Consider the following 23828-nt stretch of genomic DNA (forward strand, 5'->3'; position numbering starts at 1 on the left):
TGGCGCCGGTACGCCGGCGCCGGTAGGCTGGTTTCCTACTCTATCGCCCGGACGAGACCGCCCCATGCAGCATGCTTCCTTGTTTCGCCCGGGTCGCCGGATCGCAGCACTCCTGCTTCTTGGCGCCCTGCCATTGCTGGGGTGCAAGGAGCAGAACGCCTATGTGCCGCCGCCACCGCCCAAGGTGACGGTCTCGACCCCACTGCGGCAGCCGGTGACGCGCTTCGTCGAAACGGTGGGCACGGCGGCATCGGTCAACACGGTCGACTTGGTCGCGCGGGTCGGCGGCTTCCTGCAGCAGATCGGCTTTCGCGATGGCGATCCGGTGCGGCGAGGCACGCCCCTGTTCGTGATCGAACCGCAGCCCTACCAGGCCGCCCTTTCCTCCGCCCAGGGTGCGGAGGCGGCGGCGCGGGCGCAGCTTGCCAATGCCCAGGTCGAGTTCGACCGCCAGAGCACCTTGCTGCGGCAGAACGTGACCGCGCAGGCGACCTTCGACCAGGCACAGGCCAAGCGGGACGAGGCGCGCGGCGCCTTGCAGCAGGCCGAGGCCAATACGATCACCGCGCAGATCAACCTGAGCTACACAACCGTCCTGGCGCCCTTCGACGGGATCATGACGCGACACCTGGCCTCGATCGGTGAGGTCGTGGGCGGCACCACCCAGACGCGCCTTGCCACTATCGTGCAGCACGACCCGATCTGGGTGAATTTCACGATCAGCGAGACCGACCTGCTGCGCGTGCGACAGGCGCTGGTGCATAGCGGGTTGCGCAGCATCGACCTGGACAAGGTGGTGATCGAGGTCGCGATCCAGGGCGACAACGGCTTCCCGCATGTCGGCACGCTCGACTACTTCTCCCCCGTCGTCGATGCCGCGACCGGCACGATGGCGGTGCGGGGGGTCTTCCCCAATCCGAACCGGGTGCTGCTGCCGGGGTTCTTCCTGCGGGTGCGGGTGCCGCTGCCAAGCGCGCCCGGCGCGATGTCGCTTCTGGTGCCCGACAGCGCCCTCGGCGCCGACCAGGCCGGGCGCTACCTGCTGGTGGTGAACGCGCAGAACACGGTCGAACAGCGCACGGTGGAAATCGGGCCGCGCGTCGGCACGCTGCGGGTCATCGAAAGCGGCTTGCAGCCGGACGACAAGGTCGTGATCGCCGGCATCCAGCGGGCGATCCCGGGCCACGCGGTCGAACCGGAGCAGGGCCGTATCACCGCCCCGGCGGTGCAGGCGGTGCCCGCGGCGCCGGGTGTCATGGCGCCCATACCGACGCCGATCCTGCCGAATACCGGCGTGGGGGCGGCGCCCACGACGGCGCCCGCCCCGGCGCCGGCCCCGGCCCGCTGAGCGGGCGGGGGGAGGCAGACCGATGATCTCGAAATTCTTCATCCTGCGGCCCGTTCTGTCGAACGTGCTGGCGATCCTGTTCGTGTTGATCGGCGCGGTGGCGTTGCTCGGCCTGCCGGTCGCGCAATATCCGAACATCGTGCCGCCGACGATCCAGGTCACGACCAGCTACCCTGGCGCCAGCGCGCAGACGCTGATCGATACCGTGGCCCTGCCGATCGAACAGCAGGTGAATGGCGTGGACGGCATGATCTACATGCAGTCGACCAGCGCCAGCGACGGCAGCTACAGCCTGATCGTCACCTTCGCCATCGGCACCGACCCGAACAATGCCCAGGTGCTGGTGCAGAACCGGGTGACCGCCGCCCTGGCGCAACTGCCGTCGTCGGTGCAGGCGCAGGGCGTGGTGGTGCAGAAGAAATCCACCGCCATCCTGCAGATCGTCACGCTGTCCTCGCCCAACGACCGCTTCGACAGCCTGTACATGGCGAATTACGCCACCATCAACCTGATCAACGAACTCGCGCGGTTGCCGGGTGTCGGCAATACCGTGGTCTTCGGCGCCGGCCAGTATGCGATGCGGATCTGGATGGATCCGGACCGCATGCGGCAATTGGGCCTGACGCAGCAGGACGTGATCAACGCGGTCCAGACGCAGAGCCAGCAAGTCACCGCCGGCCAGTTGGCGGCACCGCCGGTGCCGACGGGACAGGCGTTCCAGTTGACGCTGAACCTCAACGGCCGGCTGAGCCAGGCCAGCGAGTTCGAGGATATCATCGTCAAGGCCGGCACGTCGGAAAACGCGGTGGTGCGTATCCGCGACATCGCCACGGTGGAACTGGGGGCGCAGACCTACAGCCAGGTCTTCACCCTGGATGGGCGCCCCGCCGCGGGGATCGCGATCTACCAGACGCCGGGTGCCAATGCGATCGCGGTGGGCGATGCCGTCCGCAGCAAGATGGCCGAATTGTCGCGCGCCTTCCCGCCCGGGTTGGTGCATGCGGTGCCCTTCGACACGACGGGCTTCGTCAAGGCCTCGATCGGCGAGGTCTATACCACGCTGTATGAGGCCGGCGTGCTGGTGCTGATCGTGATCCTGGTCTTCCTGCAGGATTGGCGTGCCACCCTGGTGCCCGCGACGACCGTGCCGGTCACCATCATCGGCGCCTTCGCCGCGATGGCGGCCCTGGGCTTCACCATCAACCTGTCCACCCTGTTCGCCATCGTGCTGGCCATCGGCATCGTGGTGGATGACGCGATCGTGGTGGTCGAGGGCGCGGCAAGCCAGTTGGAAAAGGGGCTGGACGGACCCCAGGCCGCGATCAAGGCGATGGACGAATTGTTCGGCCCGATCATCGGCATCACCCTGGTGCTGATGGCGGTGTTCATCCCGGCGGCCTTCCTGCCGGGGCTGACCGGCCAGATGTTCGCGCAATTCGCGCTGGTCATCGCCGCGACCGCGCTGATCAGCGCGATCAACGCCGCCACCCTGAAGCCGACGCAATGCGCCATGTGGCTGCGCCGGCCGGTGCCGGGGGAGAAGAAGAACGCCTTCTACCGCGGCTTCAACGCCGTCTATGACCGCTTCGCCAATGTCTATGGCGCGCTGATCGGCTGGATGGCGAAGCGCAGCATGGTGATGCTGGTGATCGCGCTCGGGCTGATCGGGGTTGCCGGCTACGGCATTTCCCGCATCCCCGGCGGCTTCCTGCCGACCGAGGACCAGGGCTATGTCCTCGTCTCCGCCCTGCTGCCGGATGGCGCCTCGGTCGAGCGCACGCAGGCCGTGCTGAACCGCATCTCCGAGGTCGCCAAGGCGACGCCGGGCGTGGAGACGGTCATCGCCATCACCGGCGTGTCGGTGCTCGACAACAGCGCCACGCTGTCGAATGCGGGCGTGGCTTACGTGATCCTCAAGGACTGGTCGGTGCGCGGCAAGGAGGAGAACCTGCGCACGATCTACATGCACCTGACCCGCGAGCTGTCGCAGATCCAGGACATGCAATCGCTAGTGCTGATCCCGCCGCCCATCCAGGGCATCGGCCAGGCCGCCGGCTTCACCATGATGGTGGAGATCCGCGACGGGAATTTCGACTTCCCGCGCCTGCAGAACACCACCGAGACGATCATCGACAACGCATCGACCCAATCGGCCATCGGGCGGATGCAGACGTCGTTCCGGTCATCGACCCCGCAATTGACCATCGAGGTGAACCGCACCAAGGCCGAGGAATTGCAGGTCACCACCGGCCAGGTCTTCGACACGATCGCGACCTTCCTCGGGTCCAACTACGTCGGCCAGATCACGCGCTTCGGCCGGGTGTTCCAGGTCTATGTGCAGGGGCGGCCGGAGACGCGGCTGGATATCGGCGACATCGAACGCCTGGCGGTGCGCACGCCGTCGGGGCAGATGGTGCCGATCGGGACCTTGATCTCGACGACGCAGAATGTCGGCCCGCCGCTGGTCACGCTGTACAACCTGTATCCGGCGGCGACGATCGTGGGGGCGCCCGCCCCTGGCTTCAGCAGCGGCCAGGCATCGGCCGTCATGGCGCAGGTCGCGCAATCCACCATCCCGCGCGGCATGGGGTATGACTGGTCGGCCATGTCGTTCCAGGAACAGGCGGTCGGCAACCAGCTCTACTACGTCTTCGCGCTGGCGATCGTGCTGGTCTACCTGGTGCTGGCGGCGACCTATGAATCCTGGCTGGCGCCGATTTCGGTGCTGTTGGCGGTGCCGCTGGCACTGATGGGGCCGGTGGTGGCGCTGGGGGCGCTGGGGGCGGACAACAACCTCTATACGCAGGTCGGGTTGATCCTGCTGATCGCGCTGGCGGCGAAGAACGCCATCCTGATCGTCGAGGTCGCGCGGGAAGAACGCATCAAGCATGGGCGGGAGATCATCGACGCCGCGGTCCATGCCGCGCGCGCGCGGTTGCGGCCGATCCTGATGACCTCCTTCGCCTTTATCCTGGGCGTGGTGCCGCTGGTGATCGCCTCGGGCGCCGGGGCCTCGGCGCGGCAGTCGATCGGGATCACGGTGTGCAGCGGCATGATCGCTTCCACCTGCCTGGCCGTGTTGTTCGTGCCGTCCTTCTTCGTCGTGGTGCAGCGATTTGAGGAATGGCTGGCGCGTGGGAAGAAGCCTGCCGCCACACAACCGATGGAAGCCGCCGAATGAAGCGCCGCCCACTCCTGACTGCCATGCTGGCAGCACCCGCCCTGGCGCATGCGCAAGCCGCGCCGTGGCCGAACCGGCCCATCACGATCGTGGTGCCGTTTCCGCCGGGCGGGTCGAACGACCTGCTGGCGCGGCCCATCGCGCAGCGGCTGCAGCAGGTGTTGAACGGTAACCCGGTGGTGATCGAAAACCGCGGCGGCGCCGGCGGGTCGGTCGGTGCGGCCATGGTCGCGCGCGCGGCGCCCGATGGGCATACGCTGATGTGGGGGCATATCGGCACCCTGGCGGTGAACCCCTGGGTCTATCCGACGATCCCCTATGACCCGATCAAGGATTTCGCTCCGGTCGCGTTGGTGGCGCTGCTGCCCAGCGTGCTGACCGTCCATCCCTCGATCCCGGCGCGCACGGCGGCCGAGTTCATCGCGCTGGCCAAGGCGCGGCCCGGCACCCTGGAATACGGCAGCGCCGGCAATGGCGCGGCGTCGCACATCACCATGGCGGCCTTTGCCGATGCGGCGGGGATCGACCTGGTCCACGTGCCCTATCGCGGCAATGGGCCGATGCTGACCGATCTTTTGGCCGGGCGGCTGAAAGCGACCTTTGCCGGCGCCCCGGTCGTGGTGCCCGCGACGCGGGATGGCTTGCTGGTGGCCCTTGGGGTCAGCAGTGCGGCGCCCTCGGCGGCGCTGCCGGGCATTCCGTCGATCGCGCAGACCGCGCTGCCGGGCTTCGAACTCGTGCAATGGCATGGGCTGGTGGCGCCGGCCGCGACCCCGCCCGAGTTGGTGGCGCGGATCAATGCCGTGGTGAACGGCATCCTGGCCGGCCCCGAACTGACCGACCGCTTCAAGATGGAAGGCGCCGACCCCGCCCCCCGCACCCCGGCCGAATTCGCCACCATCATCGCCGCGGAGAATGAGCGTATGCGCGCGTTGATCGGCCGCGCGGGGATTCGCGCGGATTGAGCAACACGGCCACGATCGGCATCGACTTCGGCACGACCAACAGTGTCGTCGCGATGCTGGATGCGGAGCGGCGCGTGTTTCGCTCCGTCCTGTGCTTCCGCCACGATCCCGCAACCCGCCGGACGGAGCATTTTTCCGGCCCCGCCGCGATCGATGCGTATCTCGACGACGCGCATGACGCGCGGCTGATCATGTCGATGAAGAGCTACCTGGCACAGCGGTCGTTTTCGGAAACCCGCATCCACGGCAAGCCCTGGACGCTGCCGGCGCTGATCGCGACCTTCCTGCGCGACCTGCTGGCCGAACACGATATCGGCGATGCGCGGATCGTCGTCGGCCGCCCGGTGCGCTTTGCCGGGGAAATGGTGGACGATGATTTCGGCGAGGCGCGGTTGCGCGACAGTTTCGCCGAAGCGGGCATGCCGGATATCCAGATCGCGCTGGAACCCGCCGCCGCCGGGCAGCGTTTCGCCGCCGGGCTGGACCGGCCGGCGACCGTGATGGTCGGCGACTTCGGCGGTGGCACCAGCGACTTTTCCCTGTTGCGCTTCGACCCCGGGCCGCCGGCGCGGGTGACGCCGCTCGGCCATGCCGGGGTCGGGCTGGCGGGGGATGCGCTGGATTACCGCATCATCGACCATGTCGTGTCGCCGCATCTGGGCAAGGGCGATACCTACAAGGTCATGGGCACCTCCCTGCCCGTGCCGCCCAACTGGTATGTCGCCTTCGCGCGCTGGCATCGGCTGGCGCTGATGCGCAGCCCGCGCATCATGCGCGACATCGCCGATGTGACGCGCACGGCGCAGCACCCGGAAAAGCTGGACCGGTTGGTGCGGTTCATCGAGGATGAGGCGGGGTATGCGCTGTATCGCACCGTGTCGGGGGTGAAGGCGGCCCTGTCATCCGCCGAGACCGCGACGCTGGCCTTTCGCCACGCCGACCTGGTGATCGACACGCCCGTCGCGCGCGCCGATTTCGAAGCCTGGATCGCGCCGGAGATCACGGCGATGGACGCCGCCGTGGGCGCGGCGCTGGGCGATGCGGGGCTGGAGGCTTCGGCGGTGGACCGGGTCTTCCTGACCGGTGGCACGTCGTTGGTGCCGGCGGTCCGCAACATCTTTGCCCGGCGCTTTGGTGCCGACCGCATCACCGGCGGCGGCGAATTCGTCTCGGTCGCCGAGGGCCTGGCGATGATGCCCCCGCCGTGAGGTGGCTGCTGGGACTCGTCCTGGCCGCCCCCGCCGCCGCCCAGGGGCTGGCGCTTCCGCTGACACCGGCCTGCATGTCCTCGCCCTTTGGCGAACGCCCGGCCGGTGGGCCGCGGGCAACACGCATGCACACCGGCATCGACATCCCCGCCCCGGCCGGCGCCTGGGTCCGGGCGGCGGCCGCCGGGGATGTGATCGCCGTGCGCCGGCGCGGGGCCGCGGGGCTGGAGGTCGATTTGCGCCATGCCGATGGCCGGGTGACCCGCTACGCCCATCTGGGCACGGTCGCACCGCCGATCGCCTCCGGCAGGCGACGCGTGGCGCAGGGTGAGGCGCTGGGCCGTGTCGGCCGGACCGGCATCACCTATGGCACGCATCTGCATCTGGAACTGCTGGTGGACGGGCAACGAATCGACCCGGCCCCCGCCTTTGGGATAAGCCTGTGCCCATGACCATACCCTTCATCGACATCGCCGCCCCGACCCCCGATCGCGAAAGCCTGGCCGCGGGCTACGCTGCCATCGGGGCCAGGCTGGACCACGACCGCACCGGCGCTGTCGCCGATTGGGATGGGCTGCGCCGGCTCTACGACACCTGGAGCGCGCTGGTGCACCTGCGGTTTTCGCAGGACACGACGAGCGAGAAAGCCAAGGCCGAGCGTGCCTATGCCGACAGTCTGGCGCCCTATGCGCAGGAGCTGGAGAACGGCATCAAGCAGCGCCTGCTGGACGACCCGGATCGCGCCGCCGTCGCCGCCCTGGTCGGCGACCACGCGCTGCGGCTGTGGGAGACGGATATCACCACCTTCTCCCCCGCCATCGCCGCCGATCTGGAGGAGGAATCCTCCCTGACCGCGCGCTACACTGCGCTGCTGGCCTCGGCGAAAATCGAGATCGACGGCAAGACGGTGAACCTGTCGGGCCTGACGCCCTATGCCGAGGATGCCGACCGCGAGGTGCGCCACGCCGCCGAACGCGCGCGCTGGGATTTCTTCGCGGCCAATGGCGCAGAACTGGACGAGATCTACGACAAGCTGGTGAAGCTGCGCCACGGCATGGCGGTGAAACTGGGCGACAAGGATTTCACTGCCCTCGCCTATCGCCGCATGCGGCGGGTGGATTACGACGCGGCCGATGTCGCGCGGTATCGCGACCAGGTCGCGGAACATGTCGTGCCGCTGGTCGCAGCCCTGCTGGAACAGCGTCGCTCAGTGTTCGGCTGGGACAGCCTGAAATATTGGGATGAGGCGTTGATCGACCCCGCCGGCAACCCAAAGCCGATCGGCGACCACGACACGCTGGTCGCCGCCGCGCAGACCATGTTCGACCGCATGGACCCGCGCCTCGCCGAATTCTACCGCATGATGGAGGCGGGCGGGTTCCTGGACCTGAAGAACCGGCCGGGCAAGGCGGGGGGTGGGTTCTGCACGTCATTCCCCTCGGTCGGGCAGCCCTTCATCTTCGCGAACTTCAACGGCACCCACAATGATATCGGCGTTTTCACGCATGAGATGGGGCACGCTTTCCAATGCTGGGAAAGCCGCAACCAGCCCGGCATCGACCTGCTGTGGCCGACGATGGAAGCGGCCGAGATCCATTCGATGGGGCTGGAATTCCTGACCCATCCGCAGATGGGCTTGCTCGTCGGCGACGATGCCGCGGACCGGTTTCGCCGCATGCACCTGATCGGCAGCCTCGCCTTCCTGCCCTATGGCGTCTGCGTCGATCACTTCCAGCACGAGGTCTACGCCAACCCCGAGGCGACCCCGGCCGAACGCCACGCGATCTGGCGAAGGCTGGAACGCCGCTACATGCCCTGGACCGACTACGGCGACCTCGCCTACCCGGCCAAGGGCGGGCGGTGGCAGGCGAAGCAGCACATCTATGCCTCGCCCTTCTACTACATCGACTACACACTGGCGCTGTGCTGCGCGATGCAGTTCTGGGTGAAGGCGCGGCATGACCCGGCGGCGGCGCTGGATGCCTATGTGGCGCTCTGCGGGCGCGGCGGGGCGATGCCGTTCCAGGGGCTGGTGGCCTCGGCGGGGCTGGTGTCGCCCTTCGCCGATGGCGCGCTGGCCGAGGTGGTGCGCGAGGCGCGGGCCGAACTGGGCTGACGCCGTGCCGACTTGATCCGCCGCAATCACGTTTCCCCGTGCCGGACGTAGCCTGCCTTCAAAAAGCAGCGAACGGGGGAATGCCATGGCCACGCGGCGCGATCTTATTCAATCCATTCCCGCCACCGGCGCCGCCTTCGCCGTGGCCGGACGCTTGGTGCTGGACGACAGCCCGGCCCTGGCGCAACCGGTCGCAACGCCCTTGGCTGGGCATTTCCATCCCAAGGGCAAGGCGCCATCCCGCTTCACGCAGGATATCCTGCGCCAGGCGCGCGGCGCCCTACCCTTCGCCGACACGCGGGATCTCGACGAGAACCAGCGCGGCCTGATCGCGCGGATGCCGGAGTTGAAGATCATGGCCGATGCCGGCCATGTCGCCTGGGACATGGAACGCTTCCAGTTCCTCGACCAGCAGGATGCATTCGACAGCATCCATCCGTCGCTGCACCGCATCTCCCGCCTCAACAACAACTACGGCCTGTATGAGGTGGTCCCCGGCATCTACCAGGTGCGCGGCTTCGACCTGGCGCAGATCAGCTTCGTGCGCGGGCGCAGCGGTTGGATCGTCTTCGACGTGCTGGTCACGGCGGAGGTCGCGCGCGCCGCCTGGCGCCTGTTCCAGCAGCATCGCGGCGAGGGCCTGCCGATCACCGCCGTGATCTATTCGCACAATCACGGTGACCATTGGGGCGGCATCCGCGGCATCGTGGACGAAGCCGACGTGCGCGCCGGCAAGGTCGCGGTCATCGCCCCGCGCGACTTCCTGCGCCACACGGTCGAGGAGAATGTCTACGCCGGCAATGCGATGAACCGCCGGCTGTTCTTTCAATACGGGCTGCTGCTGCCGGCGGCCCCGCATGGCTATGTCGGCCAGGGGCTGGGCCAGGGTGTCTCCGCCGGCGCGATGGGGCTGATCGCGCCGACGCGCATCGTGGAGGAGGCCATCGAGGCCTTCGAGGTCGATGGCATCCCCATGGTGTTCCAGAACACCCCGGGCACCGAGGCACCGGCCGAGATGAACACCTGGATCCCGGGCATGAAGGCGCTGTGGATGGCGGAGAATGTCACCGCCACGCTGCACAATATCTACACGCTGCGCGGCGCCCCGGTGCGCGACCCGCTGCGCTGGTCGAAGTACATCGCCGAGGCGCTGCATCGCTTCGGGCTGGAGGCGGAGGTGATGTTCGCCTCCCACCACTGGCCGCGCTGGGGCAATGACCGCATCCAGGAGGTGCTGCGCGCGCAACGCGACCTCTATGCGAATATGAACAACCAGGTGCTGCACCACGCCAACCAGGGTGTCACCATCAACCAGATCCACAACGTCTACGAAGTGCCGAAGACGCTGCGGGAGAAGTGGTATTGCCGCGGCTACCACGGATCGCCGGAGCACAATTCCCGCGGCGTGGTGCAGCGCTTCCTGGGGTTCTGGGATTGCAACCCCGCGACCCTGATCCCGCTGTCGCCCGCCGATAGCGCGCCGCTCTATGTCGAGATGATGGGCGGCGCAGCACCCATCCTGGCGCGTGGCCGGGCACTGCATGACGAGGGGCGCTACCTGCTGGCCTCGGAGATCCTGAACAAGCTGGTGCAGGCCGAGCCGCAGAACCAGCCGGCCAAGGATCTGCTGGCCGATGTGTTCGAACAGCTTGGCTACCAGCAGGAAAATCCCGGGTTGCGCAACAGCTTCCTGGCCGGCGCCTATGAATTGCGCACGGGCATCCCGCAGGGCGAAGCGGTCAGCTCCTCCAGCCCCGATGTCATCCGCGCCATGTCGACGGAACTGTTCCTGAACTTCCTCGCGATCCGCATGGACACGCGCAAGGCCGAGGGGATGCGCTTCACCATCAACCTGGTCACACCCGACAACGGGGAAAAATTCATCGTCGAGATGGAGAATGCCACGCTGACCAATATCCAGGGCTTCCAGGCGCCGAACCCGACGCTGACCCTGACCATCGACCGCACGGACCTGGAACAGGTGATGGCCGGCGCGAAGACACTCGATGCGCAGATCGCCGAGGGCAAGGCGCGGGTGCAGGGCGATGCCAGCGTCCTGGCGAAGCTTGCCTCCACCATGGTCGATTTCGACCCGCGCTTCGAGATTCTGCCCGGCACCAAGGGGCGCGGCGACGCCGTGCCGCATGCGGAGGCCTTGCAGGCCGTGCCGGGCAAGCCCATCCCTGAGTAGTCTGGCGGTGGGAGTACGTGGTCTTGGTCGGTGCGATGCGGCGCCCATTGCTTTGGCTCTTGGGCGGGGCCGGGGCCATCGTCGCGGTTGTCGCCGTGGGGCTGATCGTCCTGCAGATGGCGATCGAGCGTGGCGCCCTGACCACGCGGATCGACGCGGCGCTGGAGCGCGCGCTGGGCCGGGCGGTGACCCTGGGGCCGATTTCGATCCGCCCGTCCTGGCGGCTGCGGGTCAGTGTCGCGGGTGCCGCCATCGCCAATCTGCCGGATGGGTCGCAGCCCGCGATGGCGCGGATCGGCCGGCTGGACCTGACCCTGGCGGTGCTGCCCTTGCTGTCGGGGCGGGTCGAGGTCGGGCAGGTCACCATCGCCGGTGCCGAGATACTGCTGGAACGCGATGCGCAGGGGCGGCCGAATTGGGTGCTGGGCGAGGCCGCCACCGAATCCGGCGAGTCCCGGCTGGTCGTCGCGGAGCTGCGGATCGAGGAGTCGCGGATCACGCTCGACGAGCGGCGGCTTGATATCACACGGCTGGTGCTGCGCCGGGATGATGGCGCGACGGCGATCGAGGGCCGGGTCGTGCTGATGGGGGAAGCCATCGCCATCGCGGCAGAAATCGGCCCCTGGGCGGCGACACCGCCGCCGCCGCTGCGCGCCGCGCTGACCGGCGATGGCTGGCGCCTCGCCTTGCAGGGCAGCCTGCCGCGCAGTGCGACGGAGGCCGATTGGGACATCACCCTGGCGGCGCAGGCCGATGCGCCGGCGCGGCTTGCGGCCTGGGCCGGGGTGAATGCGCCGGCGATCGGCCTGCTCGGCGCGGTGGAGGCGACGGCACGGCTGGGACCGGGGCCGGATGGCATCGCGGTGACGGAGATTGTGCTGCGCGGCGCGGGCATCGATCTCGCCTCCGTGGTGCCGGGGCTCAGGATCGATACGGTGGAATTGCGCGCCGCGACGCCGGATGCGGCGATGGCGCTGGCAGCACGGGGCAGTCGGGCGGGGGCGCGCGTGGCGCTGGCGGGGACCCTTCCCCCCTTTGGCCGCGTGGTCGCGGCGGAGCCGGATGAGGCGCTGCCGGTCGAGGCGACCATCACCTCGGGCGAGGCAAGCCTGTCGCTGCGTGGCGCGGTGACGAAGGCGGAATTGCCGCACAGCCTGGTCTTCGACGCGAGCCTGGCCACGCCGGACCTGGCGCGCCTCAGCCCGCTGGCCGGGGTGGCGCTGCCGGCGATCGGGCCGGTCACGGCCTCGGCCCGGATGGGCTGGGCGCGGCCGGCCATTCTGCGCCTGGACGGCTTCAGCATCGCAAGCCGGGTGCTGGATGGGCAGGGCGACCTGGAACTGGCGCTAGGCGGGCGGCTGTCGGTGTCGGGGCGCATCGCGGCGCGGCGGCTGGACCTCGACGCGCTCGGCACCGCGCCGGGGGCCGCGCGGGATACGGCGCGGGTCATCCCGAATGCGGCGCTGCCGGCCGAAACGCTGCGCGGGTTCGACGCGACGGTGGCGCTGTCGGCGGACAGGTTTTCGGCGGGGGGCCTGGCCTTGCGCGCGGTGACGACACGGGTGGCGCTGGCCGGCGGGCATTTGGTGTTGCAGCCCTTCAGCGCCGGGCTGCCGGGCGGGACGATCACCGGGCGCCTGGCGCTGGATGCCTCCGGGCGGGTGCCCTCGGTCGCGCTGTCGTTGCGCAGTTCGGGGAATGGCATCGACCTGACGGTGCTGGAGCGCAGCCTGGGCCTTCGCACGCCGCTGACCGGCCCGGCCGAGATCGCGCTGGACCTGCAAGGGCGCGGGGCGACATTGCGCGACCTGGCCGCGAGCCTGCATGGCGAGGCGGGGCTGGCGATGGTCGAGGGCCGGCTGTCCTGGGCACGCTTGCTCCAGGTCGGACCGAACCTGGCGCAGATCCTGCTGCCGCGCGGCGCGCCGGCCGAGGAGGCGGCGATCCGCTGCGTCGCCCTGCGCCTGTCGGCCGATGCCGGGCTGGTGCAAAGCCAGGCGATGCTGGTCGAAGGCCCCTTTGGCCGAATCGAGGGCCGCATCGCGATCAACCTGCACAATGAAACCCTGGCCGCGCGGCTGCTGCCGGATATCCGCGTGCTGGGCGGGGTGACGGTGCGCACGCCGATCAGCATCGGCGGCACCCTGGCGGCGCCAAGTTTCGGGATGGAGCCGGGGGCGGCGCTGGCGCAGGTCATGGCGGATACGGTGGCGAACCGCTTGTGGCGCAGTTCCACCGCCGAATTGCTGCGGGGGGCTTCGGGCGATTGCGCGGCGCAGCTTCGGCTGGCCCGGCTGGGCCGCGATGGGCGGGCGCCGATCCTGCCCGCCGCCTATGTGGTCCCGCTGGTGCCGCGCGAATTGCAGGGCGCGGCGCAGGATGTCGCGCGGGGTGCCATGGGGGCGACGGAAGACGTGCTGCGCGGGATCGGCGGGGTTTTGGGGGGTGGTGCGGGGTTGCTTGGCGGGCGCCGGCGATGATCAGTCGCCATGGCGCCGCAGCGTCCGCGCCGTCAGGATCGGCCCCAGCACGGAGGTGACGACGACCAGCACCAGCACGGTGTTGAGCATCTTGTCATCCAGCAGCCGCACCCCCGCGGCATTCACCGCCTGGTAGCCGACCAGGGCCGCCGCCAGGGTGGCCGCGACCTGCGGCATGGTCAGCGTCGCCATCAGCGACCGGTCGAGCGCGGAAAAACCCCAGGCGCGGCCGGCGATCTCGGCGGCCAGCCATTTGCTGGCGATCAGCCCACCGACAATGGCGACGACCAGCCAGGGTTCGTGCCACAGCGTGCCGCCCAGCACACTCATGTCCACCAGGAAGCCGGTGACGATGAAGAAGGCGGGGATGAAGAAGGCCCGGCCCATGAATTCCAGCCGCTCCTTTGCCTCGGTGTCGCGCACGGCGGAATTGACCGCCAGACCGGCAAGGAAGGCGCCGATGATGCCTTCCAATTGGATCGCCTCGGCGGCGGTGGCGGCGACGCAGACGATGACCAGCAGCAGGGCGAAGCGCGCTTCTTCGGAATGCGCCAGGCGTTCGGTCAGCCAGGTGCCGAGGGCGCCGAGACCCCATACGATCAGCACGGAAAAGATGATGAGCTGGACGATTTCGACCGCCAGTGACCCCGCGTCAAAACCCGACTGGTGCGCGCTGAGGCAGGCGGCGAGCACCAGCAGCGACAGCATGTCGGTCAGCACCGTGGCACCCACCGTCACGGTCACCGCCGGCCGCCCGGACATCCGCGCCGCGATCACCAGCGGAAAGGCGATGAGCGTGTGAGAGGCGAGCAGCGAGCCGATCAGGATCGCGGAAATCTCGCCGTAGCCGAAGAACAGCCCGGCGGCGGTGCCGGCCGCCATCGGCAGGGCGAAGGTCAGCAGCCCAAAGGCGACGGCGCGCCGGCGATGTTCGTTGAACTGCTTGAGATCGACCTCCAGCCCGACGAAGAACATCAGCAGCAGCTTGCCCAGTTCGGCGAAGAAATCGGCCGTGCTGTCATGCGCCGGCACCAGCCCCAGCAGATGCGGGCCGATCAGCACACCGATCGCGATGTAGCCGACGCAGGTGGGCAGGTTGGTCGCGCGCGACAGGCTGGGCACCAGCGCCCCCAGGGCCATGATGATTCCGAACCGCGCGAGGATGGGCAGGTCCAGGCCCCAGGCGACGATCACATCCACGGGGCAGTCCTCACGGTAGGGCGGCGATCGCGCGTTCCACGATGGGCTTCCAGGGCGCATCCGGCGGGGTATCGGCCAGGAGCGCGGTCCAGGCGGCGCGTGCATCAGCGGCGCGGCCGGCCCGCGCGGCGACGGCGCCGGACAGGAAACGCAGCCGCGGGTCGCGCGGCGCCTGGGCCAGCGACCGCCGCAGCAGCGTATCGGCGGCGGCGAAATCCTGGCGCTCGATCTGCAATTCGATCAGTTCGGCGGCCAGGGTGGGGTCGAAGCGCATGGTCAGCGCGCGCGTCCAGGCCTCGGCCGCCGCCGCCCCGTCGCCGCGCGCGCGTTCGGCGGTGCCGAGCAGCATCAGCCCTTCCCGCGCCGCCGCCGAATTGGGTTGCAGCAGTTCCAGCCGGGCGCGGAGGTCGTTGACGATCTGCGCATCCTCGGCCGCCACCACGGCGCGTTCGGCGAAGGTCGCGGCCGGCAGGCCGGGCTTGCCGTGCCAGAGATACAGGCCGAGAGCGGCCGCCGGCACCAGCGGCAGCAGCACCGGCAGGAACACGGCTGACCGGCTGGGCCTGGCGGGCATCGATCCGGTCGCGGGGGCGGCCAGCAGGCGGCGCTGCACTTCCAGCACCGCCGCAGCGTGGGCGGCCTCGTCCAATCGCCCGGCCGCGCGTTCGCGGTCGAGTTCGGCCAGTTGGGCGCGATAGAGGGCGAGATCGGCAGCCCCCCGGCCGCGTGCGCTGCCCGGGCGCCACAGCACGATCACCAGCGGCACCAGCGCCAGCAGCGCCAGCCCGAACTTCAACAGCCAGTCCATCAGCGGCGCCCGTCTCCGGTCAGTTCGGCAAGACGCGCGGCTTCCGCGTCGGACAGCGGGGGCGCGGCCGCGGCGCGGCGCCGGCTACGCAGGGCGATGACGATGCCGCCGCCCAAGAGCACGATCAGCGGCGTGCCCCAAAGCAGCAGGGTCCCGACCTGGAACGGGGGTCGCAGCAGGACGAAATCGCCGTAGCGGGCATGGATGAATTCCGTGACCTGCGCATCGGTCGCGCCGCGCGCGACCTGTTCGCGCACGATCAGGCGCAGGTCGCGGGCCATGTCGGCCTCGCTGTCCTCGATGGATTGGTTCTGGCAGACCATGCAGCGCAGTTCGCGGCCGATGGCACGGGCGCGGGCCTCGGCGACGGGGTCGCGCAGCATGTCCTCCGGGCGGCCGACGGCATTGGCCTGGGCGGAGAGCAGCACGACAAGGGCCAGCGCCAGGAGGCTACGCATAGCGGCGCAGCAGCGGCTGGATGTCGTCGCGCAGCACTTCGGGGGTCACCGCGCCCGGGAAGCGCCAGCGCACGATGCCGCCGCGATCGATCAGATAGGTCTCCGGCACGCCATAGACGCCCCAGTCGATGGCCAGGCGGCCGGGTTCGTCGCGGCCCAGTTTCACGAAGGGATCGCCGCGTTCGGCCAGGAAGGCGCGGGCCGCCGGTACGCGATCCTTATAGTTCACGCCAAAGATCGGCACCCCGTCGCGCGCCAGGCGCATCAGTTGCGGGTGTTCGATGATGCAGGGCACGCACCAGCTGGCCCAGAAATTCACCAGCACGGGGCGCGGCAGGTCGCGCAGATCGGCCTGGGTCAGGTCGGGCTGGCCATCCACCAACGGCGGCAGGGAAAAATCCTGCGGGCGCTGGCCGACCAGCACGGAGGGCACCCCGCGCGGCTGGTAGGTGCCATCGGTCATCCCGCGCAGCATGGCGTAGAAGCCCGCACCGCCGGCCGCCAGCACGCCGACCGGCGCCCAAAGCAGCCAGCGCCGGCGGGGAGTCGTGCCGCTCATGCGCGCAGCGCCGATTGGGCGGCGCGGCGGGCGGGGGCGGAGACACGCGCCCGCCGGTCCGACAAGGACAGCCCGGCGCCAAGCGCCATGATGCCCGCGCCGATCCAGATCCAGGGGGCCAGCGGGTTGTGGTGCAGGCGGATGACGGCGCGGCCGTCCTGTTCCTCACCCATCACCGTGTAGATGTCGCGGAAGAAATTGGTGTGGATCGCGGCCTCGGTGGTGTTCTGGCGTCCGGTCGGGAAGAAGCGCCGTTCGGGTTGCAGGGTCACGACGGGGTGGCCGCCATGGGTGACGGTCAGGGTGGCGCGGCGGCTGGTCCAGTTGGGGCCGGTGGCGTCCGCGACCGAGTCCAGCCGGAAGTCGTAGCCGGCGAGCGACACGATCTCACCCGGGCGCATCGCCGCGGTGCGGTCGGTCGCCAGCCCCATCCCGGCGATGCCGAGCAGGGTGACGCCCATCCCCGCATGGGCCACGGCCCCGCCCCAGACCGCGCGCGGCAGGCCAGCCGCGCGATGCAAGGCGGTGCGCGGCCCCACGCGGAAGAACGCCAGGCGGTCGGCCACATCGGTGGCGGCGGCGGCGATCAGCCAGGCGCCAAAGGCAAAGCCCAGCGCCGGCAGGGGGTTCCAGCCGGCGATGACAAGGGTCAGCACGAAGGCGCCCAGCGCGGCCAGCGCCGCCCACCACAGGCGCTGCACGACCGGCCAGAGTTTCGCGCGTTTCCAGGCCATCAGCGGCCCCGCCGCCATGGCGACGAAGAGCACGGCGGCCAGCGGCGCGATGGCCAGGTTGAAGAAGGGCGGGCCGACCGAAATTTTTTCGCCCGTCAGCAAATCCAGGAACATCGGGTAGAGCGTGCCGACGAAGACCACTGCCGCGATCGAGCACAGCAGCAGGTTGTTGAGCACCAGCCCGCCTTCGCGGGAAATCGGCGCGAACACACCGGTCGGCGCCATGGTCGGCGCCCGTACGGCGAAGAGGATGAAGGCCCCGCCCGCGTAGAAGAACAGCAGGCCGAGGATGAAGACCCCACGCTCCGGGTCATTCGCAAAGGCATGCACGCTGTTCAGGACGCCGGAGCGGACCAAAAAAGTGCCAAGCAGGCTCATGGCGAAGGCCAGGAGTGCGAGCAGGACGGACCAGAGTTTCAGCGCCTCGCGCTTCTCCACCACGATGGCGGAATGCAGCAGCGCCGCACCGGCCAGCCAGGGCAACAGGGAGGCGTTCTCCACCGGGTCCCAGAACCAGAACCCGCCCCAGCCGAGTTCGTAATAGGCCCACCAGGACCCCAGCGCGATGCCAAGCGTCAGGAAGGCCCAGGAGGCCAGCGCCCAGGGGCGCACCCAGCGGCCCCAGGCGGCATCGACCCGGCCCTCGATCAACGCGGCCACGGCGAAGGCGAAGGTCACCGCAGTGCCGACGTAGCCGAGGTAGAGAAGCGGTGGATGGAAGGCGAGGCCCGGGTCCTGCAACAGCGGGTTCAGGCCCTGCCCTTCCATCGGCGGGGGCCAGACACGTTCGAACGGGTTCGACGTCGCCAGGATGAAGAGCAGGAAGCCCAGCGAGATCCAGCCCAGCACGGCAATGACCCGCGCCTGCAAGGCCGATGGCAGGTTGCGCCCGAAGCCCGCGACCGCCGCTGCGCAGAGCGCCAAAATGCTGACCCAGAGGACCATCGAGCCCTCATGGTTCCCCCAGGCGCCGGAGATCTTGTAGAGCAGCGGCTTCGCCGAATGGCTGTTCTGCACGACGTTCAGCACGCTGGTGTCGTTGGTCACGAAGCACCAGATCAGCGCGCCAAACGCGGAAAGAATCGCGACCAGCCCGCCGATCGCCAGGGCCGGCGCCGTGGCCATCATCGCCGCATCCTGCCGATGCGCGCCCCAGAGCGGAATGACCGCCTGCAACAACGCCAGGGCGCAGGCCAGGGCGAGGGCGAAATGGCCGAGTTCGGCGATCATGAACCGGTCCTTGCTGGCGGCGTCGGCTGAAGTGTGTTCCAGGTCGCGGCCGGGGGCGGCGCGCCCTGCCCGGGCTGCCAATGGCCGGAGCGTTTCAGCGCATCCGCGACCTCCGGCGGCATGTAGGATTCATCGTGGCGCGCCAGGACTTCCTGCGCGGCAAAAACGCCGTCCGGGCGCAGGCGGCCGAGGGTGACGACGCCCTGCCCCTCGCGGAACAGGTCGGGCAGCACGCCGCCGAAGGTGACGGGCACCGCCGCCGCGCCATCGGTCACGCGGAACCGGATATCGGGCTGGCCGGTCGGCCCTATGCCGCGTTCGACGCTGCCGGCTTCGACCAGCCCGCCCAGGCGAAAGGCGCGGCCATCGGTGGGCCGGGTGGCGGCGATGTCGGAGGGGCTTTTGAAGAAGACCAGATTGTCCTGGAAGGCCGCGAGCGACAGCGCCGCGGCGGCCCCCAGGCCAAGGCCGCAGAGCAACAGCACCTGCAACCGGCGCCGGGTGCGGCTGCGGCCGAGGCTGCGGGGAACGGAGCCCATCAGTTCGCTTCCCGCGGGTCGAGCAGCGCCAATTGGGCACGGGCGGTCCGATGACGCCAGGCGGCGTGCAAGGCAAAACCGGCGAAAACCACCCCGACCAGGCCCCAGGCGGCGGTCACATGCAGCCAATGCAGGGTCATGCGCCGGCATCCAGGCGGCGCGCGGCGGCGAGTTCCAGGCTGCGCAGCCGGCGCTCCATGACAGCGGCGCGGGTGCGCGACAGCACGACGGCGGCGAAGAGCAGCGAGAACCCGAGGGCGTTCACCAGCAGGGGATAGAGGATCTCCACATGCAGCCCCGGGGCGGCGAGGCGGGTGACGCTGGCCGGTTGGTGCAGCGTGTTCCACCAATCGACCGAGAACTTGACGATGGGGATATTGACCACGCCCACCAGCGCCAGGATGGCGGCCGCGCGGCCGCCACGCTCCGGGTCCTCGAAGGCGCGCGACAGGGCAGCGTGGCCGGCCCAGAGGAAGAACAGCACCAGCACCGAGGTCAGCCGCGCGTCCCAGACCCACCAGGTGCCCCACATCGGCCGGCCCCAGAGGCTGCCGGTCGCCAAACACAATGCGCAGGCGGCGGCCCCCACGGGGGAGAGTTCGCGGGCGGCGATATCGGCCAGCGGATGGCGCCAGACCAGGGCGATGACCGACAGAACCGCCAACCCGACGTAGCCGCCCATCGCCAGCCAGGCCATCGGCACATGGACATAGAGGATGCGGACCGTTTCGCCCTGCTGCCAGTCCGGCGGCGACCAGGCCAGCGCCCATAGGACCCCGACGGCCAGCACGGCCAGTGCCGCCCCCCATAGCCACGGCAGCAGCCGCCCGGTCAGCCGGAGGAACCGGCCCGGATTGGCGAAGCGGTGCCAGGACCCGGCCGTGCGGGCGGGGATGGCGGCGGAGGGCAGGGTGTCCACCGCCCCAAGGTAGCGCATATTCGCCGGGATTGAAGCCGTGCGCCCGCCCGGTTACGTCCTGTCGCATCGGCCAAGGGAAGAAAGCCATCATGTTGTTCGCGATCCAATGCACCGACCGTCCCGCAGCGCTGGATGTGCGGATGGCCGCCCGGCCGGCCCATGTCGCCTGGCTGGAGGCCGCCGCCGCGCAGCTCGTCTTCGTTGGCCCGGTGCTCGGCCCCGATGGCAACCCCTGCGGCAGCATCCTGATCATCGAGGCCGAGAGCCTGGAGGCCGCGCGGAATTTCGCCGCCGGCGATCCCTATGCAGCGGCGGGGCTGTTCGAGAGCACGGTGGTGCGCGGCTTCCGCTCGGTGTTCCGCGACGGGGCCAAGGTTTGATGGCGCAAGGTAAAAACGCGCCGGCGACGGCCGAAACGGGCCGCGCCTGATGGCGCATTGGCTGATCAAGTCAGAGCCGGATGTCTTCGGCTGGCCGCAGCAGGTGGAAAACAAGGTCGAACCCTGGACCGGCGTGCGCAACGCGTCGGCCGCGATCAACCTGCGCGCGATGGCCAAGGGCGATACCTGCTTCTTCTACCACTCCAACATCGGCAAGGAGATCGTCGGGATCGTATCGGTCGTTCGCACCGCCTATCCCGATCCGACCGATGAGACCGGGCGCTGGGTCTGCGTGGATGTGAAGGCCGGCAAGCCGCTGAAGACGCCGGTGACCCTGGCCGCGATCAAGGCCGATCCGCGTTTTGCCGATCTGGCGCTGGTGCGACTGTCGCGGCTGTCGGTCGGGCCGGTGTCCGACGAACACTGGGCGATGCTGTGCGAGATGGGCGGGGTCAAACCTTGAGCGAACGCGCCTTGGGGCCGCTGGAGGAGATCGAGGACGGCGGCGCCCGGGGCTATCCGGCCGCTCCGGGCGGCTTCACCGGGCTGTTCGCGGTCAGGCGTGGATTGGATGTCTGGGTCTACGTGAATGCCTGCCCGCATGTCGGGCTGCCGCTGGAAATGCAGCCGAACCGCTTCCTGGACGGGCGGAAGGAGAAGATCGTCTGCACCGCCCATGGCGCGCGGTTCCGGATCGAGGATGGCGTCTGCATCGCGGGACCGTGCCTGGGCGATGAGTTGGAGGCCGTTGCGCATCAGCTGGATGCGGATGGCGTGATCTGGGTGCCGGAAAGCGCCGGGCGGTAACCCCGGCTTTACCTGGGCTGGCCGATGCTGGGGCATGGCCCCGATCTTACGCACCTTGCTGCTGGCCGGATTGGCGGGGCCGGCCCTAGCCCAATCCGACACCCCGCCCGCCTGCGGCCCCGCGACGCGCGGTCAGGTCACGTGCATGGCGCAGCGCCTGTGTTCCTGCGGCTATGTCCAGGGCGGCAGCCTGACCGGGGTGCCGTCGGGCTGGGCCTGGGATTGTGGGGTGCTGCGGCCGAATTGCGCGCCGGTGCCGGCGCCCCAGGCCAGCCAGCCGATGCCGGATGTGTATCTGCCGCCGATCGTGCCGCGCTGGCCCAATCCGCCGCGCGGCGACCAGGGGCCGGTCGGCGGCGATGGCTGGCCGCTGGACGACCGCCGAAGGGATGACGGCTGGCCGGATACGCGCCCCCTGAACCGCCCCCCGCTTCCAGGCCCCGCGCCCTTGACGCCACGTCCGCTGCGCCCCTGACGCGCCAAAAAGACCCTTGACGCGGGGCGCCAGGGGCCGCACCGCCCCCCGCATGGCACCACCTCTGCTTCTCCTCTCCGATATCTCATTGCACTTTGGCGACACGCCCTTGCTGAATGGGGCCACGCTGTCCGTGTCCACGGGCGAAAAAGTCGCGCTGGTCGGCCGCAACGGATCGGGCAAATCGACCCTGCTGAAGATCGCGGCGGGGCTGGCCCAGGCCGACAAGGGCACGCGCTTTTTGCAACCAGGCGCCACCCTGCGCGTGCTGGCGCAGGAGCCGGACATGGCCGGTTTCGCGACGGTCGCAGATTACCTCGATGCCGGGCTGGATCCGGGCGCCCCCGGCCATCGCATGACCGCGATGATGCATGGGCTGGGGCTGGATGGCACCGAAGACCCGAAGCGCCTGTCGGGCGGTGAGGCCAAGCGCGCCGCCCTGGTCCGCGTCATCGCCCCCAACCCCGATATCCTGCTGCTGGACGAACCGACCAACCATTTGGACCTTCCGGCCATCGAATGGCTGGAAGACACCTTGCTGGCCTATCAGGGCGCGCTGGTGCTGGTCAGCCACGACCGGCGCTTTTTGCAACGCCTGTCGCGCAGCATGGTCTGGCTGGACCGCGGCACCACCCGCCGGCTGGAACAGGGGTTTTCGGCCTTCGAGCCCTGGCGCGACCAGGTGCTGGAGGAGGAGGAGGCGCAAGCCCACAAGCATGCCCGCAAGATCGTGCGCGAGGAACACTGGCTGCGCTATGGCGTCACGGCCCGGCGCAAGCGCAACGTCAAGCGCCTGGCCGACCTGCACGAATTGCGAAAGGTGCAGAAGGAACGCCGCGGCGCGGTCGGTGTCGCGCGCATCGCCGCGGCCGAGGGCGCCGGTAGCGGCAGCCTGGTGATCGCGGCCGACGATCTGGCCAAGTCGTTCGGCGATCGGCCGATCATCACCGATCTTTCCGTCCGCATCCTGCGCGGCGACCGGATCGGCATCGTCGGGCCGAATGGCGCGGGCAAGACCACGCTGCTGAACCTGCTGACCGGGCGGATGGCGCCGGATTCGGGAAGTGTGCGGCTGGGCTCGGCCCTGACCATGGTGACCTTGGACCAGACCCGGGCGGCGCTGAACCCCGACAAGGGCGTCGCGGAAACCCTGACCGGCGGGCGGGGCGACATGGTGGAGGTCGGCGACCAGCGCCGCCACGTCATCGGCTACATGAAGGACTTCTTGTTCACCCCGGACCAGGCGCGGACGCCGGTCAGTGCGCTGTCCGGTGGCGAGCGTGGGCGCTTGCTGTTGGCCGCGGCGCTCGCAAAACCCGCGAACCTGCTGGTGCTGGACGAACCGACCAACGACCTCGACCTCGAAACCCTGGATCTGTTGCAGGAGGTCTTGGCCGACCACCCAGCGACCATCCTGCTGGTCAGCCACGACCGCGACGTGCTGGATCGCGTGGCGACGGCGATCATCGCCTGGGAGGGTGAGGGCCGCTGGCAGGCCTATGCCGGCGGGTATTCCGACATGGTGGCCCAGCGGGGCCAGGGCGTCCAGGCGCGTGCGTTGGAGCGCGCCGTGAAGGAACGCGCGGCACCGGCGGCGGCGGCGGCGCCCCCGCCGTCGCGTCGGCGCCTGTCGCCCAAGGACCAGCACGCGCTGGCGAACCTGCCCAGCCGGATCGCAGGGCTGACCTCCATCGTGAAGCGGCGGGAAATGGCCATGCAGGATGCGGCGGATGCCGAAGCCATCACCAAGGCCGCCGCCGCCCTGGCCGTCGCCCAGACGGCGCTTGAGGAGGCCGAGGAGGAATGGCTGCGGGTGGAATTGCTGCGCGAGGAAGTCGAGGGCTAGGCGCGAAAAAACCCCGGGGCTGTATCTTTCGCCGGGCCGGTGCGGTGGCCACATTGCCCGGCATGGACAAGATCGATCCCAAACGTTTCTTGGGCACCGCCCGTGCCGCCTTTCGCCGCGCTGGCGAGGCTGTCGCCATGGAAGCCATGAAGGCCTGGCACCTGGCGCAGGACCCCGCGACGCCGCGCCAGACGAAAATGATCCTCTATGGAGCGCTGGCCTATTTCGTGCTGCCGATCGACGCGGTGCCGGATTTCCTGCCGGGCGTCGGGTTCACCGATGATGCTGCTGCGCTGACGGCGGCGCTGGTCGCGACCAATGCGGCGATGACGGAGGCGGTGATGGAACGGGCGCGGGCGTCGGTGCAGAAACTGTTCGGGTAGC

Annotated in this window: 22 protein-coding genes; 14 read left to right on the forward strand and 8 right to left on the reverse strand. The window is 69.5% G+C overall.

All coding sequences use genetic code 11. From position 1 onward, the window contains the following. Positions 1-64 precede the first annotated feature (64 nt). The 8 genes from ACQW02_RS16405 (at position 65) to ACQW02_RS16440 (ending at position 13489) form a co-directional block, all read left to right on the forward strand. Positions 65-1348, forward strand: a complete 1284-nt coding sequence (locus ACQW02_RS16405; RefSeq protein ID WP_431280990.1) for an efflux RND transporter periplasmic adaptor subunit — start codon at positions 65-67, stop codon at positions 1346-1348. A 22-nt stretch (positions 1349-1370) separates the two neighbouring features. Beyond that, positions 1371-4529 (forward strand): efflux RND transporter permease subunit, encoded by a 3159-nt coding sequence (locus ACQW02_RS16410; RefSeq protein ID WP_431280991.1) that lies wholly within the window; start codon positions 1371-1373, stop codon positions 4527-4529. Then, on the forward strand, positions 4526-5494 hold the full coding sequence (locus tag ACQW02_RS16415) for a Bug family tripartite tricarboxylate transporter substrate binding protein (RefSeq protein ID WP_431280992.1): 969 nt from the start codon (positions 4526-4528) through the stop codon (positions 5492-5494). The genes ACQW02_RS16410 and ACQW02_RS16415 overlap by 4 nt, the downstream gene beginning before the upstream one ends. Beyond that, the gene (locus ACQW02_RS16420; protein ID WP_431280993.1) at positions 5491-6702 is read left to right on the forward strand and encodes an Hsp70 family protein; all 1212 of its coding nucleotides are present in this window, start codon (positions 5491-5493) and stop codon (positions 6700-6702) included. The genes ACQW02_RS16415 and ACQW02_RS16420 overlap by 4 nt, the downstream gene beginning before the upstream one ends. Beyond that, positions 6699-7154 carry a M23 family metallopeptidase gene (locus tag ACQW02_RS16425; protein WP_431280994.1) on the forward strand — a complete coding sequence of 152 codons (456 nt, stop codon included), beginning with the start codon at positions 6699-6701 and terminating at the stop codon, positions 7152-7154. Before ACQW02_RS16420 ends, ACQW02_RS16425 begins: the two co-directional genes overlap by 4 nt. After that, on the forward strand, positions 7151-8818 hold the full coding sequence (locus tag ACQW02_RS16430; protein WP_431280995.1) for a M3 family oligoendopeptidase: 1668 nt from the start codon (positions 7151-7153) through the stop codon (positions 8816-8818). The genes ACQW02_RS16425 and ACQW02_RS16430 overlap by 4 nt, the downstream gene beginning before the upstream one ends. A gap of 85 nt (positions 8819-8903) precedes the next feature. Beyond that, complete coding sequence (locus ACQW02_RS16435; RefSeq protein ID WP_431280996.1) at positions 8904-11009, forward strand: alkyl/aryl-sulfatase; 2106 nt, start codon at positions 8904-8906, stop codon at positions 11007-11009. A gap of 47 nt (positions 11010-11056) precedes the next feature. Beyond that, positions 11057-13489 carry an AsmA family protein gene (locus ACQW02_RS16440; protein WP_431280997.1) on the forward strand — a complete coding sequence of 811 codons (2433 nt, stop codon included), beginning with the start codon at positions 11057-11059 and terminating at the stop codon, positions 13487-13489. On the opposite strand, the gene ACQW02_RS16445 is transcribed toward ACQW02_RS16440, so the two are convergent. From ACQW02_RS16445 to ACQW02_RS16480, 8 genes are read right to left on the reverse strand one after another with little or no spacing between them, the layout of a single operon-like run. Further along, the gene (locus tag ACQW02_RS16445) at positions 13490-14689 is read right to left on the reverse strand and encodes a cation:proton antiporter (protein WP_431280998.1); all 1200 of its coding nucleotides are present in this window, start codon (positions 14687-14689) and stop codon (positions 13490-13492) included. 10 nt (positions 14690-14699) lie between these two features. Beyond that, complete coding sequence (gene ccmI, locus ACQW02_RS16450) at positions 14700-15497, reverse strand: c-type cytochrome biogenesis protein CcmI (protein WP_431280999.1); 798 nt, start codon at positions 15495-15497, stop codon at positions 14700-14702. After that, positions 15497-15955 carry a cytochrome c-type biogenesis protein gene (locus tag ACQW02_RS16455; protein WP_431281000.1) on the reverse strand — a complete coding sequence of 153 codons (459 nt, stop codon included), beginning with the start codon at positions 15953-15955 and terminating at the stop codon, positions 15497-15499. The genes ccmI and ACQW02_RS16455 overlap by 1 nt, the downstream gene beginning before the upstream one ends. Next, positions 15948-16514, reverse strand: coding sequence for a DsbE family thiol:disulfide interchange protein (locus ACQW02_RS16460; RefSeq protein WP_431281001.1), 567 nt, complete (start codon positions 16512-16514; stop codon positions 15948-15950). The genes ACQW02_RS16455 and ACQW02_RS16460 overlap by 8 nt, the downstream gene beginning before the upstream one ends. After that, complete coding sequence (locus ACQW02_RS16465) at positions 16511-18478, reverse strand: heme lyase CcmF/NrfE family subunit (RefSeq protein WP_431281002.1); 1968 nt, start codon at positions 18476-18478, stop codon at positions 16511-16513. The genes ACQW02_RS16460 and ACQW02_RS16465 overlap by 4 nt, the downstream gene beginning before the upstream one ends. After that, positions 18475-19017: a cytochrome c maturation protein CcmE gene (gene ccmE / locus ACQW02_RS16470; RefSeq protein WP_431281003.1), complete on the reverse strand. Its 543-nt coding sequence runs from the start codon at positions 19015-19017 to the stop codon at positions 18475-18477. Before ccmE ends, ACQW02_RS16465 begins: the two co-directional genes overlap by 4 nt. After that, positions 19017-19157: a heme exporter protein CcmD gene (gene ccmD, locus ACQW02_RS16475; protein ID WP_431281004.1), complete on the reverse strand. Its 141-nt coding sequence runs from the start codon at positions 19155-19157 to the stop codon at positions 19017-19019. Before ccmD ends, ccmE begins: the two co-directional genes overlap by 1 nt. Beyond that, positions 19154-19954: a heme ABC transporter permease gene (locus tag ACQW02_RS16480; protein ID WP_431281005.1), complete on the reverse strand. Its 801-nt coding sequence runs from the start codon at positions 19952-19954 to the stop codon at positions 19154-19156. The genes ccmD and ACQW02_RS16480 overlap by 4 nt, the downstream gene beginning before the upstream one ends. Positions 19955-20025: 71 nt before the next feature. Between ACQW02_RS16480 and ACQW02_RS16485 the strand changes: the two genes are divergently transcribed. The 6 genes from ACQW02_RS16485 to ACQW02_RS16510 all read left to right on the forward strand — a co-directional run bounded on the left by ACQW02_RS16485 (position 20026) and on the right by ACQW02_RS16510 (position 23827). Beyond that, complete coding sequence (locus ACQW02_RS16485) at positions 20026-20316, forward strand: YciI family protein (protein ID WP_431281006.1); 291 nt, start codon at positions 20026-20028, stop codon at positions 20314-20316. 49 nt (positions 20317-20365) lie between these two features. Beyond that, positions 20366-20779, forward strand: coding sequence for an EVE domain-containing protein (locus ACQW02_RS16490; protein WP_431281007.1), 414 nt, complete (start codon positions 20366-20368; stop codon positions 20777-20779). After that, positions 20776-21123, forward strand: a complete 348-nt coding sequence (locus tag ACQW02_RS16495; protein ID WP_431281008.1) for a Rieske (2Fe-2S) protein — start codon at positions 20776-20778, stop codon at positions 21121-21123. The genes ACQW02_RS16490 and ACQW02_RS16495 overlap by 4 nt, the downstream gene beginning before the upstream one ends. 34 nt (positions 21124-21157) lie before the next feature. Continuing rightward, entirely contained in the window at positions 21158-21598 is a 441-nt protein-coding gene (locus ACQW02_RS16500) for a hypothetical protein (protein ID WP_431281009.1), read from the forward strand. Positions 21599-21650: 52 nt separating this feature from the next. Continuing rightward, positions 21651-23444, forward strand: a complete 1794-nt coding sequence (locus tag ACQW02_RS16505; RefSeq protein ID WP_431281010.1) for an ABC-F family ATP-binding cassette domain-containing protein — start codon at positions 21651-21653, stop codon at positions 23442-23444. 62 nt (positions 23445-23506) lie between these two features. Next, positions 23507-23827, forward strand: coding sequence for a YkvA family protein (locus tag ACQW02_RS16510; RefSeq protein ID WP_431281011.1), 321 nt, complete (start codon positions 23507-23509; stop codon positions 23825-23827). Position 23828: the final 1 nt, after the last annotated feature.

The organism is Humitalea sp. 24SJ18S-53 (genome assembly GCF_050632385.1).
Classification (GTDB): domain Bacteria; phylum Pseudomonadota; class Alphaproteobacteria; order Acetobacterales; family Acetobacteraceae; genus Humitalea.

Excerpts from the sequence above, each read along its gene's own strand:
- ACQW02_RS16405 (WP_431280990.1), top strand. The coding sequence starts at position 65 with ATGCAGCATGCTTCCTTGTTTCGCCCGGGTCGCCGGATCGCAGCACTC.
- ACQW02_RS16410 (WP_431280991.1), top strand. The coding sequence starts at position 1,371 with ATGATCTCGAAATTCTTCATCCTGCGGCCCGTTCTGTCGAACGTGCTG.
- ACQW02_RS16415 (WP_431280992.1), top strand. The coding sequence starts at position 4,526 with ATGAAGCGCCGCCCACTCCTGACTGCCATGCTGGCAGCACCCGCCCTG.
- ACQW02_RS16430 (WP_431280995.1), top strand. The coding sequence starts at position 7,151 with ATGACCATACCCTTCATCGACATCGCCGCCCCGACCCCCGATCGCGAA.
- ACQW02_RS16435 (WP_431280996.1), top strand. The coding sequence starts at position 8,904 with ATGGCCACGCGGCGCGATCTTATTCAATCCATTCCCGCCACCGGCGCC.
- ccmI (WP_431280999.1), bottom strand. The coding sequence starts at position 15,497 with ATGGACTGGCTGTTGAAGTTCGGGCTGGCGCTGCTGGCGCTGGTGCCG.
- ACQW02_RS16455 (WP_431281000.1), bottom strand. The coding sequence starts at position 15,955 with ATGCGTAGCCTCCTGGCGCTGGCCCTTGTCGTGCTGCTCTCCGCCCAG.
- ACQW02_RS16460 (WP_431281001.1), bottom strand. The coding sequence starts at position 16,514 with ATGAGCGGCACGACTCCCCGCCGGCGCTGGCTGCTTTGGGCGCCGGTC.
- ACQW02_RS16465 (WP_431281002.1), bottom strand. The coding sequence starts at position 18,478 with ATGATCGCCGAACTCGGCCATTTCGCCCTCGCCCTGGCCTGCGCCCTG.
- ccmE (WP_431281003.1), bottom strand. The coding sequence starts at position 19,017 with ATGGGCTCCGTTCCCCGCAGCCTCGGCCGCAGCCGCACCCGGCGCCGG.
- ccmD (WP_431281004.1), bottom strand. The coding sequence starts at position 19,157 with ATGACCCTGCATTGGCTGCATGTGACCGCCGCCTGGGGCCTGGTCGGG.
- ACQW02_RS16480 (WP_431281005.1), bottom strand. The coding sequence starts at position 19,954 with ATGCGCTACCTTGGGGCGGTGGACACCCTGCCCTCCGCCGCCATCCCC.
- ACQW02_RS16485 (WP_431281006.1), top strand. The coding sequence starts at position 20,026 with ATGTTGTTCGCGATCCAATGCACCGACCGTCCCGCAGCGCTGGATGTG.
- ACQW02_RS16490 (WP_431281007.1), top strand. The coding sequence starts at position 20,366 with ATGGCGCATTGGCTGATCAAGTCAGAGCCGGATGTCTTCGGCTGGCCG.
- ACQW02_RS16500 (WP_431281009.1), top strand. The coding sequence starts at position 21,158 with ATGGCCCCGATCTTACGCACCTTGCTGCTGGCCGGATTGGCGGGGCCG.
- ACQW02_RS16505 (WP_431281010.1), top strand. The coding sequence starts at position 21,651 with ATGGCACCACCTCTGCTTCTCCTCTCCGATATCTCATTGCACTTTGGC.
- ACQW02_RS16510 (WP_431281011.1), top strand. The coding sequence starts at position 23,507 with ATGGACAAGATCGATCCCAAACGTTTCTTGGGCACCGCCCGTGCCGCC.